Raw genomic sequence first — 17,989 nt, forward strand, 5'->3', positions numbered from 1 at the left:
AGGGGCAAACTTCGTCCACTCTGCGTCAACCCTGCCAGCTTCCTGTGAACGTCTGGCCTGGGAAAAGGCTGTCGTCGGTACCCGTCACTAGATTGGCGGGCATGACGAGCACACCCCTCCAGCTCTCCGACGACGACCAGGCTGTCGCCGACGCCGTGATCACCAGTCTCGCGGGCGACGGCGCCCGCCTACGCGACGACCAGCTCCGCGCGGTTGCGGGGTTGGTGGGATCGACCGACCGGGCGAGCGGGCCACGAGTGCCCGGCGCCGGGAGCGAAGCGAGCGGGCCGCGAGTGCCCGGCGCCGGGAGCGAAGCGAGCGGGCCACGTGTTCTGGTGGTGCAGGCGACGGGGTGGGGAAAGTCGGCGGTGTATTGGACCGCGACGGCGATCCTGCGATCGCATCGGCGTGGGCCGACGCTGATCGTGTCGCCACTGTTGTCCCTCATGCGCGACCAGGTGTCCGCAGCTCAGCGGGCCGGGTTGCGTGCGGCGACGCTCAACTCGTCGAACGTCGACGAGTGGTCAGAGATCGAGGCCTCGCTGCGCTCCGGCGACCTCGACGTGCTGCTCGTCTCGCCCGAGCGTCTCGCCAATCCCGGGTTCGGCAGGCGGGTGCTCGACGCGTTGGCCGGTGAGATCGGGTTGCTCGTCATCGACGAAGCGCATGCGATCTCCGACTGGGGTCACGACTTCCGGCCCGATTACCGCCGGGTGTCCGACGTCCTGCAGTCACTCAATCCCCAGACGCCTGTTCTCGCCACCACTGCCACGGCCAACAGTCGGGTCACCGACGACGTCGCGGCGCAGCTGAGCGCGGGCGGCGGGCAGTCGGAGACGCTGGTACTGCGCGGTCCGCTTGCGCGTAGCTCGTTGCACCTGAACGTGATTGACGGTTTGTCGCCGATCGACCGATACGGCTGGGTCGCCCAGCACCTGCCCGAGCTTCCCGGTTCGGGGATCGTGTACGTGCTCACCGTCGCCGACGCGCAACGGCTCGTCGATGCCATCCGTGCAGTGCACGGCGACTCACTCGCCGTCGAGGCGTACACCGGGCAGCTCGACGCCGACCGTCGCCACCACCTCGAAGACGCCTTGCTGCACAACCAGGTGAAAGCCCTGGTGGCGACCTCGGCGCTCGGGATGGGATACGACAAACCGGATCTGGGTTTCGTGGTGCATGTCGGGTCGCCGCCGTCACCGGTGTCGTACTACCAGCAGGTCGGGCGTGCGGGCCGTGCGCTCGACGACGCCGTCGTGATGCTCTTGGCATCTCATACGGACAGTTCTGTGTGGGAATACTTCGCGACCGCGACCATCCCCGATCCGGCGAAGATGGACACCGTGCTCGACGCACTGCGCCGGTCCGACGAACCGATGTCGGTGCCATCCCTGGAGGCCGCGACCGGGCAGCGGCGCGGACGCATCGAGCTGATGCTCAAACAACTCGCGGTCGACGGCGCGACCGAACGCGGCCCCGACGGCTGGTCTGTGACAGGTGTGCCCTGGACCTACGACGCCGCGCACTACGACGGGGTGGTCGAGGTCCGGCGTCGGGAGGCCGACATCATGCGCGACTACATCGCAGGCCGTCGGTGTCTGATGCAGTTGCTCACCGAGTCGCTCGACGATCCGCAGGCGCAACCGTGCGGCCGGTGTTCGGTGTGCACAGGGAGCTTGACGCCACCGCTGACCGCCGATGTCGATCCTGCCGTCGTGCGCACCATCACCGGCGAACTCCGCCGCTCCGCACAGATCCTCGAACCGCGAAAGATGTGGCCTGGCGGCGATTTCGGGCGGCGAGGACGAATCGCCGACGACCTCGCAGCCCAACCCGGACGGGTACTGGCGCATGCCGATGCCCCGGAATGGGCTGATCTGTTGGCGGCAGCCCGCGACAACGACCGGCAGGCGTTGGGCGACCTCGGTGACGCCGCGGTGTCGACGCTCTCGGCGTGGGTACGCCAGTCCGGACAGCGGCCGGACATGATCATGTCGCTGCGTCTGACCGGCACGAACCTGGCCGACCAACTGGCAGAGCATCTGCGCATCGTCGGGAAGCGACCGGGCGGACATCTACCCGTTCGGCAGGGCAACCCACCCGATCGGGATGCCCCCGGCGCAGTCGAGGCGAGGTATTGGCGCGACCATCTCGGCGAACCTCCAGCCGAGGTCGCGGGTCAGAAGGTGCTGCTCGTCGTCGACGAGTCGCGGTCGGGGTGGGCGATCACCCTGGCCGCCGCGGCGCTGCGCGAGGCGGGCGCCACCGCCGTCATGCCGCTGCTCATCCACCGGAGCGTCTGATCCGCCCATAACGCGAAGTATGTGGGCGAGTGTGCCGACAGCTACTGCTGTGGCGCGCAGATACACGTGTTCCTGACAGATGCGCGGAGAACTTCACTCGCGTCTGTCGACAACACGTGTATCTGCAATCAGGTCGCCGACGCGCGTTATGCCACCGTTCGCACGCATCCCGGATGGCAGACGTATCCGTCGCGGTGACGCACGCAGCGCATCGCAATCCGACGGCTCGCGTCGCAGAAACTGTGCGCCAGTCCTTGTGCAGTCACCAGGACTCGTCGACGGACCTATCGGACCGTTGGCCGCGGGAGTTCGCGGGTACCGCACCGTAACCCTGCGCAGTCGCGCCGACGGATGTCGTTGCATGCGCCCGCGGGCGCCGTCACGAGCACGCCCACTACCGTTGCCGCACAAGCGATCAACGCCACCACGACACGACGTATCACATGAAATGGCTTCACAGCGATCGGCGCTGCGGCGATGTGATCGAGCCGCACAGGGTCGACGCCGCTTGTGGATAACCGAATTCGACGCTCCGAAAGTGTCATAGGCGGTCGCTACAATTGGTTGCGGGGCAAATGTGCGTGATCGAATCATGTTGCTGTGCAGTATTTTTCGCTGATATTTCTTGATCCGATCCCTTGACTCGAACAACCGTTCTACACATAATGGACATATGCCCTCGCTCCCCACTCTCCTCGAGAGACTCCGCGAGATCCGCCTCGACAACGACGCCTCCGGCCGCGAGATCTACGATGCGACAAAGACATTGATGACGATGCGCAATGTCATCGACTTCCTGATATCCACGCATGCTGCCGCCATGGACAGACTCAAGGTCGCGGGGCCGGGTGGCAGGACGCGCGTTCTGCTCATGGAGATGGGCGCGGCGCCTGCAACCGCCACGCGCTGGTTGCAGATCGGCATGGCGATGGCGACGTTGCAGCGACTGCCCGGTTACGTTGAAGACGGCGTGTTCTCGAGCGAGCACACGTCGGCGATGGTGTCCGGACTCGCCCACATCGAGAAGCGCTCTGCGGAAAGGCTTTCGAATGACGAGCGACTCGACCACGAACGCGCACTCATCGCACAGGGTTTGTCGGGGGCCACACCGCGAGAGATCGCGTTGGTCGCACGCGGTCGAGCAAACGAGCACGTGCGAGAGAATGGTGGCATCCCCGCAGCCGAAGACCGAACCATCAACACTCTCTCGATCACACAGAACGGTGAGGGGCGCACCGAGATTCGTGGCGACGTGGATGTGGTGATCGCCGAAAAGCTGAACACCGCAATCGATTCACTCTCAGCCGAACGCATTGAACCCGACGGCTCACCTGACAGACGTTCGGTCGGACAGCGACGCACCGAAGCCCTCGAACAGATCCTCGACCTCGCCGCAGCGATCGACACACCCTTCGTCACTGCGCCCCGAACCAACCTGGCGCTGCTCGTCCACGCCGACACCCCAGAACCGGCCCGCCTGCCCTGGGTAGGACCGATCACCGAACTGACCGCGCGAGCGCTCGGATGCGACGCCTCGCTCACTGAGGTCGTCATCAACGGCGAGACAGTGCCGCTCGAGATGGGCCACACCAAACGACTGTTCCCACACCACCTACGCAAGGCCATCGTCATCCGTGACGAATGTTGCGTGAAGTGCGGAGGCCCCGCCTCGTGGTCTCACGTGCACCACATCCACCATTGGATCGACGGCGGCGCAACCGATCTCGACAACGGCTGCCTACTCTGCCCCTCCTGCCACGCACACATCCACGCCAGCGACTGGGACGTCGTGATGGGCCACGACCGCCACTCTTGGCTCATCCCACCCGCCAGCGTCGACCCCCACCTCACACCACTACCCGCCTACAACCGACGAACCATGCGATTCGACGACGTCGCCGCCTGAACCCGCCGCCGGGCAGCACACAACAACCTCCGTCGCCTAACCTCATCGACCCTCACCTCATCGACCCCCCACCTCATCGACACTGCCCGTATCCCGCGTGCTCTACCCGGCACGTGACGCGTGCGCTCTCTGTAAGGCACCTACTGTCCGGCGTCACGTCGGCGCCGGACACACGACCCTTGAGAACTCCATACATCGCCTCGGATGCGGCGACACGACGGCACGCCTCAGCACGCGCAAGACCTCCAGGTCGACCCCACTGACACGTGTGCGCTGTCGCGCATCCACCGGCCTCGAGCCTGCGACACTACGAACTCGCAGAGCATCACGTGACGAGCGTCGTCAAGGAGGTGAGTGCTGGGTCGGCCAGGGCGACTCGTGTTCTATCACCGGCCGATGGGTGCAGTCATGGGCGGATCAGTCGGCGACGTACTCCCCGTACCCGGTGGCGCGCAGGGCTGCGCGGATCTTCTCGGCGTCGGCGTCGAGTTCCTCCGGGGTGATGTCTTTGCGGGCCTTGCTGAGGTCGAACGTCTCCATGCTCTTGGCCGGGAAGACGTGGAGGTGCACGTGCGGTATCTCGAGGCCCGCGATGAGCAGACCCATCCGCGGAGCGTCGAATGCCGCCTTGACGGCCCTGCCCACCTGCTGCGCGACGTCGGCGAGATGGGTGAACGACGCCGTGTCCATCTGCTCCCAGTGATCGACCTCTTTACGCGGTACGACCAGAACATGGCCCTCGGTCACCGGCTCGATGGTGAGGAATGCGACGGCCTGCCCGTCTTTCCACACGAAACGACCGGGTAGTTCTCCGTTGATGATCTTGGTGAATACCGATGCCATGGAGACAGTCTAGGTCTGATCGACGCCGGCCCCGACGTGTTGGCTGCGATCTTGTCAGTGCGGCGTGACATTCTTTTCCTGTGAGTCGTCGAGAGTTCACCGACGCCGCGCCCGCGACGCAGTCTGCACCCTCGACTGCAGCGTCGTCCGGGGCCCGGTCGATCGGTTCCGCAGAGGTGGTGGCACGCGCCCAACGCTTCCCCCGGTTGCGGTATATGGGCTCCAAGTATCGGCTCCTCCCGCACCTCGAGCGCACATTCGCCGACATCGGCGGCACGACCGCCGTCGACGCATTCTCCGGATCCGGTGTGGTCTCGTATCTGCTCAAGGCCCAGGGGTTTTCCGTCGCGAGTAACGACTTCCTGAACTTCCCGCACATCATCACCCGCGCGACGGTGGCCAACTCCTCGGTACGCCTGGAGCCCGATCTGATCGACGAGATCTGCGGTCCGCCTGCCGACGACCGCGACTTCATCCGACGGACCTTCGACGGCCTCTACTTCGACGCCGCCGACCGTGCCTTCCTCGACTCGGCGTGGTCGCACATCGCCCGGCTGCGCGGATACCGACGCGACCTCGCCATCTCGGCACTGGTGCTCTCGGCAGCGCGCAAACAGCCGCGCGGTGTCTTCACGTTCACCGACGCCACCCGCTATGCCGACGGCCGACGCGACCTACGCATGTCGCTGCGCGACCACTTCAAACTGCGCGCGGCGTCGGAGTACAACTCGACGGTCTTCAGCAACGGGTCCAAGCATCGCAGCACCTGCGGCGACATCTTCGACCTCGACGTCAGTCCCCTGTTCGACGCCGCGCCCGACCTCGTCTACCTCGACCCCCCGTACGCCCCGCCCACAGACGACAACGACTACATCAAGCGTTACCACTTCCTCGAGGGCCTGTCGGTCTACTGGGAGGGCATGACCATCATGGAGAACACCAAGACCAAGAAGCTACCGAAGCGGTTCACGCCGTTCGCCTACAAACGGACCATCGACGACGCGCTGCTGCGCACGTTCGAGCACTTCGAGGATGCGGGCGCGATCGTGCTGTCGTACTCGTCGAACGCACTACCCGGCGCTGACCGCATCGTCGACCTGCTGGGCAAGGTCAAGCCGTCGGTGGAGGTCATCGCCATCGACCACAAGTACAGCTTCGGCACGCACGCCGCCGCCACCCGGCGCGATGTGAGTGAGTACCTCTTCATCGGACGAGATTGAGCGACAACCCGTCTCGATGAGCGACGCACCCGACTTCGACGAGTACCTTGACTCGCTGGGACAGCTGACCCCTCACGTCGATCCCACGGTGGCCACCGAGGAATCGGCCCGAATCGCCGACGCCGTTGCGTCGCTCGGCGAGATGCTCGACACCGACCTCACCGGCCTGGCCGTGTGGGCACGGGAACACCCCGACGAAGACAGCATCCTGCGGCTCTCGGTCGGGCTGTCACAGGAGAAGTTGAACAACCTCCTGCGCCATCGGTTCGGCACGTCGTCGTGGCGGAAACTCGCACGCACCCAGCCCGTTGCGCTGGTCACGTGGATGGACGAGGAGTTCGATGTCGTCCGCGCATTGCACGCGCAACTGAACCGCACCTATACGTTCGCCGACATCCTCGTCGCCCGCTCGGGTACCCGGCAGACCGCCACCCGGGCGGGGGCGTCGGGTCGTCGAATCGAAGACGAGATAGAAGCCATTGCCGAGCAGCTCGGCCTGACCTACACGGTCCGGGGGCGCTTCGTCGGCCGGAACGGTCGCGATGCCCCGGCCGACCTCATCGTCGGCGACCCTCATGCACCCGACATCGTCGTCGCGGCAAAGGGTTTCGATTCGACGGGATCGAAACTGACCGATGCGGTCCGCGAGATCGAGGAGATGGCGGAGGTACGTCTGCCGAGACAGTTGGTACTCGCGGTGATCGACGGGATCGGCTGGAAGTCACGTCAGGCGGATCTGCGCCGAATCCATCAGCTGTGGGTTAATCGTCAGATCGACGGCATGTACACGCTGGGGACACTCGACCGTTTCCGCGACGACGTCACCGAGTTCGCGCGGCTGCGCCGACTGGTGTGATGCTCGGTCGACGCCAGGCAGTGCACGGTCGGCGGCAAGGGGCGCACAGTCGACGCCAGGCAGTGCACGGTCGGCGGCAAGGGGCGCACGGTCGACGGCAAGGGGCGCACAGTCGGCGGCAGGGGGCGCACAGTCGGCAGTCTCGGCTCAGGATGTGAGCCGGGGCAGTCGCACCCAGAAGCGCGCACCCTGGCCGGGCGTCGACTCGACGCCTACCCGACCACCGTGCGCGTCGACGAGCGCAGCCACGATCGACAGACCGAGTCCACTGCCGCCGCCCTCGCCGCGATAGCGCGAGCTGTCGCCGCGGTAGAACCGCTCGAAGACGTGCTCGAGGTCGGCTGGGTCGAGCCCCTGGCCCGTGTCGGCGACGGTGATCACCACATCGTCGTGGCTGCCTCCGACACCGACGGTGTCACCGCTGTCGACGTCGACGCCGACGGTGATCGATGCGTCCTTCGGCGTGTGCACCACGGCGTTGTTCACCAGGTTGCGGATGACCTGCATCAAACGCGAGGCGTCGCCCAGCACGATCGGCGGCTCGTCGGAGTCACCGAACTGCAGTCGGATACTCCGCTGCGGTGCCGCGACGCGTGCCGCCTGCACCGCGTCGGCGGCCAACGACAGGACGTCAACGGGTTCCGAGTTGAGTGGGCGGTGGGCGTCGAGACGCGCAAGGGTCAGCAGATCCTCGACGAGCAGCGCCATTCGGCCTGCCTCGTCGTCGATCCGGCGCAGAGCATCGCCTGTGTCGGGGAGCGCTCCGCTACGCGACAATTCGGCGAATCCCTTGATCGACGTCAGCGGGGTGCGCAGTTCGTGCGACGCGTCGGCGATGAAGCGCCGCATCTTCTCCTCCGACGCCCTGGCCTGCTGCTCGGAAGCGGCGGTCGTCGCGAACGCGTGCTGGATCTGTCCCAGCATCGTGTTCAGTGACGACGACAGGCTGCCGACCTCGGTGTTCGGTGCGGCCGACGGCACTCTCATGTTGAGATTTCCGGCAGCGATCGCATGCGCGGTCTCCTCGACCCGACGTAGCGGACGCAGCGAGGAGCGGACGAGCAGATAGCTGAGCACTCCGATCACGAGAACGATCGCGGCACCGATCCCGAATTCGAGCCACTGCAGACGCGAGATGGTCTTGTTGACGTCGGTCAGCGGGATCGCCACGATCGACTGTCCCTCCGGACTCGACCGTTTGATCACCCGCCACTGCGGACCGTCGTCGTTTGCCGACGTGACGGTGGCCGGGCCGTAGTCACCCGCTGGAAGAGTCGAGATCGCCGGCTGGTCGTCGAAGTCATTGCTGGAGATCACGCTGCCGTCGTACAAGGTGCTCTGCACGAAGTAGGGCGACGGCGGCCTACGCGGTCCCGGTGGAGGGCCCGGCGACTCGCTGATCCGCATCTTGGGCTTGGCCCAGGTGTCGACGGCGGTGACCAGGCCCGTGTCGGTGCGCGACATCAGGTCGCTCTTCATCGCCGACGTCACCGCGATCCCGGACACCAACAGTCCGACGGCCACGAGCAGAACCGTCAGTGCCACCAACGAAACACGTAGCGGCACTCCGCGCTTGGCCCTGGTGACCACAGCACCCGCCACCGGTTCAGACTTCTCCGCGGCGACAGCTCTTGCGGCGCCGGACTGCGCCCCGACGGCGACCATCAGGTGCGTGGCTCTCGCATCACGTACCCGACGCCGCGCAGCGTGTGGATGAGCGGCTTCTCGCCGAAGTCGAGTTTGCGACGCAGATAGGACACGTACGATTCGACCACATTGACCTCACCGCCGAAGTCGTAGTTCCAGACATGGTCGAGGATGCGGGGTTTGGACAGGACCGTTCCCGCATTCACCATGAAATAGCGGAGCAGGGTGAACTCGGTCGGCGAGAGCGAGACGAGCTTGCCCGCCTTCCACACCTCGTGGGTCTCGTCGTCGAGTTCGATGTCGGCGAAGGTGACCCGAGCCGAATCCTTGGCCTGCGCGTCGAATCCACTGCGACGCAACAACACCTGCAGACGGGCGACGACCTCTTCGAGGCTGAACGGTTTGGTGACGTAATCGTCGCCACCGATGGTCAACCCGTTGATCTTGTCCTCGACGGAGTCGCGGGCCGACAGGAAGAGTGCGGGGGCGTCGATGCCGTCTGCCCGTAGCCGGCGGAGCAGTCCGAACCCGTCCATGCCGGGCATCATCACGTCGAGGATCAGGACATCGGGTTTGTACGTGCGGCACCTGTCGATGGCCTCGGGGCCGCCCGCCGCCACCTCGACGTCGTAGCCCTGGAATTTCAACGACACCGAGAGCAGCTCGCGGATGTTGGTTTCGTCGTCGACGACGAGTACCCGGGGCCCGGCTCCGGTGCCCTTGCTGATCAACTGGCTTGTTCCCTGACCCATCTCGTTCACAGATACACCTTCTCCCTCCAGCCTGCCATCAGTCTGGAGATGAGCTGGCAGCTCCCTGTGAGCGTTGACCTGCGCGATCAGGAGAGTTGCTCGCCCGCCCCGACACTCGTGTGCCATGGGCTTCAGGCCCCGCGCACGTACACAACCCTGACGTCTGCGGGACGTCGCGACAATTATTGTCGTGGCCTCGCGCTGACGACCCGATTGTGTACGTAGTTCCCCGCGCTGCGGCCCCGCGATCTCCTCTGCGTGCACGCCCCCGGCGACTGCCCGGGGCCGTACGCATTCATCGAGGCGCACCACGCATGAACGGCGCAGGAAAGGCCGGCCGCGGAGTCACGTCGCCCAGCCAGGCGGCGAGTTCGTCTGCACGAGACGAGAGAGCCTTCGTCGCGGCACGCGGTAGCTTCTCGAACGGGTGGATCTGCACCGATCCGTCCGGGCGACGCGACCATCCACCGACGATCCGCCCGTTCCACCACGCGCTCTGGCCCCCATTGCCGTTGGAGTCGAAGACGTGCGCTCCGTGCTCCCCGAGGTAGAAGTCGCGCTGTTTGTGACCCATGGTCGTCGGGTCGAGTTCTGGCAACAGGAGCGCCTGCGGTTCGACTGGATCATCTCGCCCGATGTCGTCGGTGTGTACGTAGCCGACCGACCCGTCATCGAGGTCGACCTCGACGACGTCGAGCTGCGTCAGCGCGGCCCGCACAGCCGTTTTGGTGCTGCCGAGCCACCAGACGAGGTCGGTCTCGGTGCCTGGTCCGAAGGCTCTCAGCCACCGGTCGATCATGCGCACGTGGCCCGTTGCCACGTCAGGAGGATCGAGCGGTCGGCCTAGCCACTGCTCCATACCGACCCACAACGGCTTGGACCGATGCCAGGGACCGTCGTTGGTGCCGCGGACGATGTCACCTGCGGCACTCATCATGTTCAGTAGCCGCGGAGCCATGGACATGGTTCCGCCCCAGGACTTTCCCGCGCCGACGGTGACGCGACCATCGAGTTCCGGCAGGGCGACGCGCAGTTGAGTCGTGCTACGCGGGATACCGTCGCAGACCAATCGCGCCACCGCATCCCGTGCCGCGTCGATCCAGCCGTCGGGATCGGGAAAGTCGTTGCTCCGCCGGAGATCGCGGAGCATGTTGGTCCGCTCGGAGGCCGCGACGCGCGGCCCGACCGCACCGACGGCGTCGCGCAGTGTCGGCGTCGGCATCACGAACATGGTGCGGCGCATGGCAAGTTGGCGGACCAGACTGCGGTCGTCGTAGAGCGCGCGGTCCATGTCCACGGGCACAAAGCCGGGCACACGCGCCCAGGTCGACAGATACACCGTCGAGGGGCTGGTCGCGTGCAGTCCCACCATCGAATCGGCTGCCTCGAGTGGCGACGCCGCCCGGGCTCCCGGGGCCAGGCGATGACGGAGCATCAACCGCGCGCGGCGCTGGTCGTCGGTGACGTGAGGTCGCGCGCTGGTGGTCATCGACGCAGCGCTACACCGACGACGGTGCGGCGATCGCCTCGATCTCGACGACCTGCTGGTCGTAGGGCAACACCGTCACCCCGGCCATCATCGCGGGTGGCACCGATTCACCGAGCTCGGCCACGACGGCCTCCCACGCGACCGCGAGATCGGCCTGTAGGTGCTCGGCAACGTAGATGGTCAGCTTGACCAGGTCGGCCATGGTTGCGCCCTGCTCGGCGAGAAGCGCCCGCAGATTCTCCAGACAACGACGGGTCTGGCCGACCACGTCGTCGGCGGCGACGATCGCCCCCTGTGTGTCGAGTGGCGCGATGCCCGCGGTGAACAGCAGCGGCCCGGACGTCACGGTTGCGCTGTAGGGAAACCCGCCGTCGTGCAGAACCGACGAGCCGTTGAGCGTGATTCGGGTCATGAACCGATCGTATGCGTCACCGCACATGCGCAGCTACCTCATCTGCGTACAGCCACCTTCGGCACTGCGAAAGGTAGCTGCACACAGATGAGGTGGGAGTGACGACGCTGCCCTCGGTAGTCGAGTCGACGATCAGCTCTTCAGCCGCGCGTCGAGCCAGTCGATCGTCTGCATGCCGAACAGATCGGTACCCCAGCCGTACATGTTCGTCAGGAAGCGCAGCATGCTGCAGTCGGTGGGCTGATAGTCGACGCGGGTACCGCCTGCGCGGTACGTGGCGGCCAGCTTGCGTGAGTCGGCAGCGGGCACCAGCGACATCGGCGAGTCGTCCTTGGCGCAGGAGGCGATCAGCACCGGCGCCGACGGCGACTGGTGGCCGAGTTCGTTGTCGCGGTAGACGTGCTGGAATTCGGGGATGTCTGCGGGGCTCTTGCCGCCCTTGAACAGCGTATTCAACGGCAGGAACGGCGTGCCGAAGTACGCGGGTGTCTGGCACTGCGTGCGGAACACGTCGGCCAGCGCCTTACCCGCGGGGGTCAGTTTGTCGTCGATCTTCATCTCCGGGTAGCGCGGCTCGAGTCCGAGCAGCGTCGCGAATGCGAAGCCCGACCCCACCGAGCCGTCCGAGGTGCGGATGAAGTTGCGCTGATTGACCACCATGCCCTCGAGCACGGTGCCCTTGATGTGCAGTTCGGGTGCATAGGCAGCGGCCTTCTCGGCACCGAACGCCGCTCCGACGCCGCCGCCTGCGATACCGAAGATCGCCTTGGGCGCGTCCTTCGACAGCTTCGCCGGACGATGCGCGAGGGCAGCGCGCATCCCGTCGAGCAGGGCGTTCCCGCCGAACTTGCCCGCGAAGACGCCGTGCGGATTCGGATCACCGTCGTTGCCGACGTCGCTGATCATCACCGCATAGCCCTTGCCGAACATCTGCGCGAGCGGACCGAGCGCCGACCACGACGCCCCGTCGAGTGGATCGCCACCGGTCCACATCGTCGAGGGATGGCAGTAGGCGCCGACGCTGTCGTTGGCGAACTGGTATCCGACGAGGGGCCTTGTCGCGTTGTCGCGGCCGTCGACCGGCACCATGAGGATTCCGGTGCTGATCTCGGGCTCGTCGTGGAGTCCACGCGTGACGTACATGAGCTTGTAGGCGTCGAGGTTGCCGGGCCGGAAGCCGGTGAACTGCACGTCGACCCTCTTGGCCTTGAGCACCGTGCCGGGCTTCTCGTCACCGCGCAGCCGCGGTTCTGTGTAGAACGGGTCGCCGGAGGTGAGTGGCTTGATCACCTCTTCGGGACTTGCGAGCCTGCCCTTGCTGAACGTGCCCACGACGTAGCCGTTGAAGACCTCGTCGAGTCCCGGGGTCCGGTTGGGCGGCGCGGCGTGTGCGGCGGTCGCCGACAGCACGGCTGCTCCCAACGCAGCGACGGCGAGCACCACCCCGAGCACGCCACGTCGTCGATTGGGGCGCACTGTTTTTCGCGCGTCACTCGAAGAACTCATGAGTAGGTCACCTTCGTCGTCTCCAGGGCGGACTGCAGCATCGGCGCGATGTTCCACATCGGCCGGTGGCTTTCGAGCTGCTGATCGTAGGGCTTGCGCAGCGTCGCTTCGAGTTCCGGCCAGTGATTGTTGACCTGGTCCTTGTACTTGGGCAGCAGCTGATCGGTGATGTAGGCCCACCGTTCGGGATAGACCGACCAGTTCCAATCCGGCAGCGGCACAGTCAATGTCGCGCGACGACCATCCGGTGCCGCCCCATGGACCTGGATCGACCGGAACGATCGCGGCGGGATGACCCCGGCAACCGAGGGCGAGCCCGCCACCGTGCTCGCGTAGGTCATCGCCTCCCCGACATCACCCTTGTAGGCGCGGGTGGCGTCCCACTGGTCCTTGATGACCTCGCCCTGTTCACGGCGCAGCAGTCGGGCATTGCCCGCGGCGACCGCGTCCGGCTGTTTCGACGCGATCTGCTTCCAGGCGTTCAGGATCTCGCCGTTGAACAGGCCCGCGCGGTACATTTCCTCGAGCGCAGGCACTCCGCCGACCATGTAGGCGCGGTGCATCGGCATCAGGTCGGAGAAGATGTTCTTCTGCATCACCAGGATGTCGCCCTGAATCGTGCGGAGGTCTGCCGCCGAGATGGTCGCGCCGACGCGGGCCAGGGCGCGCAGACCACGCGGGAGCTTGTCGACGAAGACCGGGCCGAGAGTCTTGTTGGTCTGTCCGACAATGGCGTTCGCGATGGGCTGTAGTCGGGCGAAGTCGTAGACGTTGGTCGCGAGCTCGAAATCGAGTAGCCCGCCACCGAAGTCGGCGCCGACCAGTCCACCCATCCCGGCCCACTGCAGTTCGCGATGCGAGAGTTGCAGGTTCTCGTAGAAGCGGTACGAGCGGACCAGATTCTGACGGTTGGCACTCACTCCCGCCCTCGGATTCCACGAGGCGAGGTCGATACCCGCGGCCTTGGTGGTGTCGGCGAGCCAGTACTGGAAGAGCAACGCCTGATACGACGACGGGTCGAGCGAGCGATGACGCGCCTCGGCGAGCAGCGAGCGCAGCACGGCCGGATCGGTGGGCAGTGTGGCATTCACACCACCGGGCCCCTGCGACGCGTCGCGGTTGACGAGCGGAAGGTTCAGATAGCGGTCGAGGCGATCACTCGCCGAGGCCTGCGGCGTCGCCACGAGCATCCCGACGAGCCCGAGTGTGATGACCGCTACGGCAAGCAGCGATGTACCCCAGAATCTACGCATTGTTCCCCTCCACGACACGAACTCCTTACCCGCGAGTAAGCAGAGCCTGAGACGGGAGGGTAATGCTGTCTCAACCGAGTATGCAAATCCGTTACGTTCTCGTGAACAATCGTTGACCTGACGTCGTGGAGGTCGGTCAGCGAAATCCGAGGACCTCGTCGCCCCAGGCCGTGCGCAGGTCGGCGTCGAGATCGTCGACGACTCGATCGTCGGCGTCGATCACAAGAGTGGCCCGACGATCCGAGACGAAGGCAGGCCACACGGGCGCGGACGAATCGAGGCCGGAGTTGGGATCGCCGTCGCGGATGAACGCACCCCACCGCGCCTGCATGTCGGCAGCGACGCGTTCGCCGGTACGTCGACCACCGAGCCAGAACTGGAAGCCCGCCTTACCCGTGGGTAGGTAGCCGAACAGGTACGGCAGTTCCGTGGCGTGGGAGGCGCCGATGCGCATGAGGCGCAACAGCGTCGTCGTCCAGTCGAATCGGTAGAGATGAACCGGCGCGACGGCCGCGTGGCCCTCGGCGGCCCACACCGTCGGCATACGAAATGCGATGTCGCGGGCCACACCGAGGCCCAAGGACTTGGGCTTGGTGCCGGGATACGCTGCGGCCACCCGCTCGGGGGTCGGTAGCGAGACCTCCGGATACTCCGTGGCGATCGCCGTGAACATCTGCATGATCGCGGGTTCGGTGATGGGCATCAGCGGTGACTTCATGAGCTTGAACAGCGACGCCTCGTCGCGGTTCGTGCCGATGAGCAGCGGCACCGGCAACGATTCGCCGTCGCGGTAGACATCGACCGGGTGCCGCGGCACCAGATCACCGTCGACGACGGGCGCGAAAGCGATGGTGCCGGGACGCGATTCGGGAACGCCCGCGAACGCCTTCATCGTCGCGGCGACCACATCGTCGGTGTCCGCCGCAGCGAAGCTCTCGACGTCACCGGACCCGCCGCCGAGTGCTGCGGGTAGTCGCTCGGCGACGTACGCGGCGCGCGCCCGGTCGTACACCGAGGTCACCGGCGAACTCTGCGCGATCGCCCGGTGGAACAGTCCCCTGGCCGCCGGCATGGTCACCAACGTCGTGACGATGCCGCCGCCCGCGGACTCGCCCGCCACCGTCACGTTGTCGGGGTCGCCGCCGAACGCGTCGATGGTGTCGGCGACCCATCGCAGAGCCGCCAGCACGTCGCTGAGCGCCGCGTTGGATTCGTACCGTCCCCCGGATGTCGTGCCATCGGGCGCACCGAGGTCGGCGAACCCGAGCGCGCCGAGCCGGTAGTTGACGGTCACCACGACGATGTCCTGTGTGCTCGCGAGGTGCGCCCCGTCGTACAGCGGCTGACTGCTCGCACCGAAGACGTATGCGCCTCCGTGAACCCACACCATCACCGGTCGTCTGCGGTTCTCGGCGGCGGCGCCCGCAGGCGAGAAGACGTTGAGGAACAGGCAGTCCTCGCTGTGGACAGCGCCCGACGGCAGCGGAACACCGGGATTGGGTTCTTGCGGCGAGACAGCGCCGAAGGCCGTCGCCGAGATCGTGCCCGCCTCGGGCTCGAGCATCCGCGCGCGCCGCCACCGCAGTGCGCCGATCGGCGCCTGGGCATACCGGATTCCACACCACGTGTCGACGCCACGCGTCGCCAGCCCTCGATACGTCGTGGCGCCTGACACCGCGTGCACTGGCTCTTCCCGGACTACATCGCTCACGCGGCAATGATAGGAGTCCCGCGGCCTGTCGACGACGGTGTGATCGGAACACCGAAGCCGCGCGTTGGGGCGCGGAACTGGCGGTTTGTGCCAGATGATCCTTCGACCCCACACTTACCGCGGGGGTGGGATGCGCGGGGCCCGGCGGCCGGGAGACCGACCGGGCGTCAGAGCCCCCTGTCGGGATTGAACCGACGACCGCTCGCTTACAAGGCGAGTGCTCTACCACTGAGCTAAGGAGGCATGCGTGCGTGAGTATATCGGGCGCGCTGTCCGACGCCTCACCGGGACGAGGCAGGCGACGATCGACACGATCGAACCGGGCAGCATCATGGTGGCGCCGCGTCGCCCGATCGACCGGTTCGACGTCGGCGCGATCACCGAGGTGCTCGACCTCGCGACGAAGATCGGCGCGGTACTGCTCGACTCCGGAACCGGCGCGATAGACACCTCGTCGCAGATCCGCTTCGTCGCGAGCGTCTACGGCGTCGAAGACGTCGACGTCGACGTCACGTACAACACGATCGTGGTCGTCGCCCGGCGCGGTGCGACCCTGCCCCCGATCACCACCATGCAGACGGTGCACTACCGGTCGCTGGACTTCACCCGCCTGGCGGCCGTCGACCGACTGGTCCGCCGCATCAGGGATTCGGCGATCACGCCGTCGACGGCGCATCGGATCGTCGACCAGATCATCGCCGCCAAGCATCCCTACCCGTACTGGGTGTCGACGTTCGCCTGGGGACTCATGGCGTCCGGTATCTCGGTGCTCCTCGGCGGTGACGTCGTCGTGGCCCTGCTCGCCTGGCTGACCACCGTGGTGACGGTCACGTTCAACCGACGCCTCAACAGAATCGGCACGCCGATCTTCTTCCAGCAGGTCGCCGGTGGATTCATCGCCGTCGTCCCCGCAGCCCTGGTGTACGAACTCGGACAGAAGACAGGTCTGCAGAGCCTGTCCATCACGCCCTCACAGGTCATCGCCGCCGGGATCGTCGTGTTGTTGTCTGGGCTGTCGCTGGTCGGTTCAGTCCAGGACGCCATCACCGGCGCCCCGATCACCGGCGTCGCACGGTTCTTCGAACTCCTGCTCATGACCGGCGGCATCATCGCGGGCGTCGGCATCGGATTGCGCCTGATGAGCTCGGTGGGCATCTATCTACCGACCATCACCACCTCGACGGAGTTCGCTCCGGTCGACGTCCCCATCCGCGTCGCGGCGGGCGCCGTCGCCGCCTTCGCGTTCGCGTTGGCGAGCTACGCCGAGCGTCGAGCCCTGCCGATCGCGTTCCTCGGCGGCCTGATCGGTGCGGGTGTCGCCTCTATCACGGTCTTCCTGCCGGTCGGCGACGTGATCGCCGGTGGCCTCGCCGCCACCTGCGTCGGCCTGGTCGGCGGCCTGCTCGCCCGACGCGCACTGGTCCCGCCTCTGGTCGTCGCCATCGCGGGCATCACCCCGCTGCTCCCAGGTCTGGCGGTCTACCGCGCGCTCTACGGTGTGCTCAACGACCAGACGCTCACCGGCCTGACCTGGATGGCGGCGGCACTCGGCGTCGGCTGTGCACTCGCCGCGGGTGTCACCCTCGGCGAGTTCGTCGCACGCACTCTGCGCAGGCCGCGGCTGCCCGTGGCGCCCGACTGGGCGCGCCGACGACGTGAGGCACGAGCTGCACGACGCCGCTGGTGAGCTGTTGCAGTACGGCTCGTCGCGAGCGGGTAAGATCGGGTGTTGCGCAAGACACAACCTCGCGCCACAACCCCGCACTGCGGCCGACGACCGGCCCGACGGCGGAGCACAACTCCGTTGCCCGACCCCGCCGCAGCAACCGAGAGGACGAGATGCCCCCGAAGACCACGGACACCGCCGACGAAGAACTGGAGCCGGTGGCCGACGAGACCGCCAACTCCGCGCGCCGCGTCGTCGCCGCGTACGCCACCGACGCCGACGAGTGCCGGATGCTGCTGGCCATGTTGGGGATCGCTCCGGGCGAGAACGCCTGAGTCGTGAACCCGGGATCCGAAGAGGTATCCGAGAGTTCCCACTCATCCGAGCGCATCGCAGCGGCCGATCACGCCGACCTGCCCGAGCGC

14 protein-coding genes and 1 tRNA gene are annotated in these 17,989 nt (G+C 66.4%); 6 read left to right on the forward strand and 9 right to left on the reverse strand.

What is annotated here, in order from left to right; genetic code table 11:
* The first annotated feature begins 101 nt into the window (after positions 1–101).
* Complete coding sequence (locus LK459_RS05565) at positions 102–2,303, forward strand: DEAD/DEAH box helicase (RefSeq protein ID WP_227922241.1); 2,202 nt, start codon at positions 102–104, stop codon at positions 2,301–2,303.
* Positions 2,304–2,976: 673 nt separating this feature from the next.
* Positions 2,977–4,209: an HNH endonuclease gene (locus LK459_RS05570; RefSeq protein ID WP_227922243.1), complete on the forward strand. Its 1,233-nt coding sequence runs from the start codon at positions 2,977–2,979 to the stop codon at positions 4,207–4,209.
* Positions 4,210–4,626: 417 nt separating this feature from the next.
* Here the strand turns inward: LK459_RS05570 and LK459_RS05575 are convergent, their stop codons facing one another.
* Complete coding sequence (locus LK459_RS05575) at positions 4,627–5,052, reverse strand: HIT family protein (RefSeq protein ID WP_005207423.1); 426 nt, start codon at positions 5,050–5,052, stop codon at positions 4,627–4,629.
* 80 nt (positions 5,053–5,132) lie between these two features.
* On the opposite strand from LK459_RS05575, the gene LK459_RS05580 reads away from it, so the two are divergent.
* The gene (locus tag LK459_RS05580; protein WP_227922245.1) at positions 5,133–6,272 is read left to right on the forward strand and encodes a DNA adenine methylase; all 1,140 of its coding nucleotides are present in this window, start codon (positions 5,133–5,135) and stop codon (positions 6,270–6,272) included.
* A 16-nt stretch (positions 6,273–6,288) separates the two neighbouring features.
* On the forward strand, positions 6,289–7,128 hold the full coding sequence (locus LK459_RS05585; protein ID WP_007236879.1) for a hypothetical protein: 840 nt from the start codon (positions 6,289–6,291) through the stop codon (positions 7,126–7,128).
* A 147-nt stretch (positions 7,129–7,275) separates the two neighbouring features.
* Here the strand turns inward: LK459_RS05585 and LK459_RS05590 are convergent, their stop codons facing one another.
* The 8 genes from LK459_RS05590 to LK459_RS05625 all read right to left on the reverse strand — a co-directional run bounded on the left by LK459_RS05590 (position 7,276) and on the right by LK459_RS05625 (position 16,141).
* Positions 7,276–8,793 carry a sensor histidine kinase gene (locus LK459_RS05590; RefSeq protein ID WP_007236878.1) on the reverse strand — a complete coding sequence of 506 codons (1,518 nt, stop codon included), beginning with the start codon at positions 8,791–8,793 and terminating at the stop codon, positions 7,276–7,278.
* Positions 8,793–9,527 carry a response regulator transcription factor gene (locus LK459_RS05595; RefSeq protein WP_051997837.1) on the reverse strand — a complete coding sequence of 245 codons (735 nt, stop codon included), beginning with the start codon at positions 9,525–9,527 and terminating at the stop codon, positions 8,793–8,795. Before LK459_RS05595 ends, LK459_RS05590 begins: the two co-directional genes overlap by 1 nt.
* A gap of 295 nt (positions 9,528–9,822) precedes the next feature.
* Entirely contained in the window at positions 9,823–11,016 is a 1,194-nt protein-coding gene (locus LK459_RS05600; protein ID WP_007236876.1) for a winged helix DNA-binding domain-containing protein, read from the reverse strand.
* 10 nt (positions 11,017–11,026) lie between these two features.
* The gene (locus LK459_RS05605) at positions 11,027–11,428 is read right to left on the reverse strand and encodes a RidA family protein (RefSeq protein WP_039993158.1); all 402 of its coding nucleotides are present in this window, start codon (positions 11,426–11,428) and stop codon (positions 11,027–11,029) included.
* 132 nt (positions 11,429–11,560) lie between these two features.
* Entirely contained in the window at positions 11,561–12,934 is a 1,374-nt protein-coding gene (locus tag LK459_RS05610; protein ID WP_051997836.1) for a lipase family protein, read from the reverse strand.
* On the reverse strand, positions 12,931–14,187 hold the full coding sequence (locus LK459_RS05615; RefSeq protein WP_007236873.1) for a hypothetical protein: 1,257 nt from the start codon (positions 14,185–14,187) through the stop codon (positions 12,931–12,933). The genes LK459_RS05610 and LK459_RS05615 overlap by 4 nt, the downstream gene beginning before the upstream one ends.
* A gap of 136 nt (positions 14,188–14,323) precedes the next feature.
* Positions 14,324–15,898, reverse strand: a complete 1,575-nt coding sequence (locus LK459_RS05620) for a carboxylesterase/lipase family protein (RefSeq protein ID WP_051997835.1) — start codon at positions 15,896–15,898, stop codon at positions 14,324–14,326.
* 171 nt (positions 15,899–16,069) lie between these two features.
* Positions 16,070–16,141 (reverse strand) — tRNA-Thr (locus LK459_RS05625).
* Positions 16,142–16,145: 4 nt separating this feature from the next.
* Between LK459_RS05625 and LK459_RS05630 the strand changes: the two genes are divergently transcribed.
* Together LK459_RS05630 and LK459_RS05635 are read left to right on the forward strand one after the other, a co-directional pair.
* Positions 16,146–17,585 (forward strand): threonine/serine exporter family protein, encoded by a 1,440-nt coding sequence (locus LK459_RS05630; RefSeq protein WP_227922247.1) that lies wholly within the window; start codon positions 16,146–16,148, stop codon positions 17,583–17,585.
* Positions 17,586–17,737: 152 nt separating this feature from the next.
* On the forward strand, positions 17,738–17,899 hold the full coding sequence (locus LK459_RS05635) for a hypothetical protein (RefSeq protein ID WP_227922249.1): 162 nt from the start codon (positions 17,738–17,740) through the stop codon (positions 17,897–17,899).
* Positions 17,900–17,989 lie beyond the last annotated feature (90 nt).

The organism is Gordonia otitidis (assembly GCF_020735545.1).
GTDB lineage: Bacteria > Actinomycetota > Actinomycetes > Mycobacteriales > Mycobacteriaceae > Gordonia > Gordonia otitidis.

What these genes read in the sequence shown, in the direction of transcription:
- LK459_RS05600 (WP_007236876.1), bottom strand. Translation starts at nt 11,016, where the DNA reads ATGACCACCAGCGCGCGACCTCACGTCACCGACGACCAGCGCCGCGCG.
- LK459_RS05585 (WP_007236879.1), top strand. Translation starts at nt 6,289, where the DNA reads ATGAGCGACGCACCCGACTTCGACGAGTACCTTGACTCGCTGGGACAG.
- LK459_RS05615 (WP_007236873.1), bottom strand. Translation starts at nt 14,187, where the DNA reads ATGCGTAGATTCTGGGGTACATCGCTGCTTGCCGTAGCGGTCATCACA.
- LK459_RS05605 (WP_039993158.1), bottom strand. Translation starts at nt 11,428, where the DNA reads ATGACCCGAATCACGCTCAACGGCTCGTCGGTTCTGCACGACGGCGGG.
- LK459_RS05575 (WP_005207423.1), bottom strand. Translation starts at nt 5,052, where the DNA reads ATGGCATCGGTATTCACCAAGATCATCAACGGAGAACTACCCGGTCGT.
- LK459_RS05635 (WP_227922249.1), top strand. Translation starts at nt 17,738, where the DNA reads ATGCCCCCGAAGACCACGGACACCGCCGACGAAGAACTGGAGCCGGTG.
- LK459_RS05590 (WP_007236878.1), bottom strand. Translation starts at nt 8,793, where the DNA reads ATGGTCGCCGTCGGGGCGCAGTCCGGCGCCGCAAGAGCTGTCGCCGCG.
- LK459_RS05595 (WP_051997837.1), bottom strand. Translation starts at nt 9,527, where the DNA reads ATGGGTCAGGGAACAAGCCAGTTGATCAGCAAGGGCACCGGAGCCGGG.
- LK459_RS05610 (WP_051997836.1), bottom strand. Translation starts at nt 12,934, where the DNA reads ATGAGTTCTTCGAGTGACGCGCGAAAAACAGTGCGCCCCAATCGACGA.
- LK459_RS05565 (WP_227922241.1), top strand. Translation starts at nt 102, where the DNA reads ATGACGAGCACACCCCTCCAGCTCTCCGACGACGACCAGGCTGTCGCC.
- LK459_RS05570 (WP_227922243.1), top strand. Translation starts at nt 2,977, where the DNA reads ATGCCCTCGCTCCCCACTCTCCTCGAGAGACTCCGCGAGATCCGCCTC.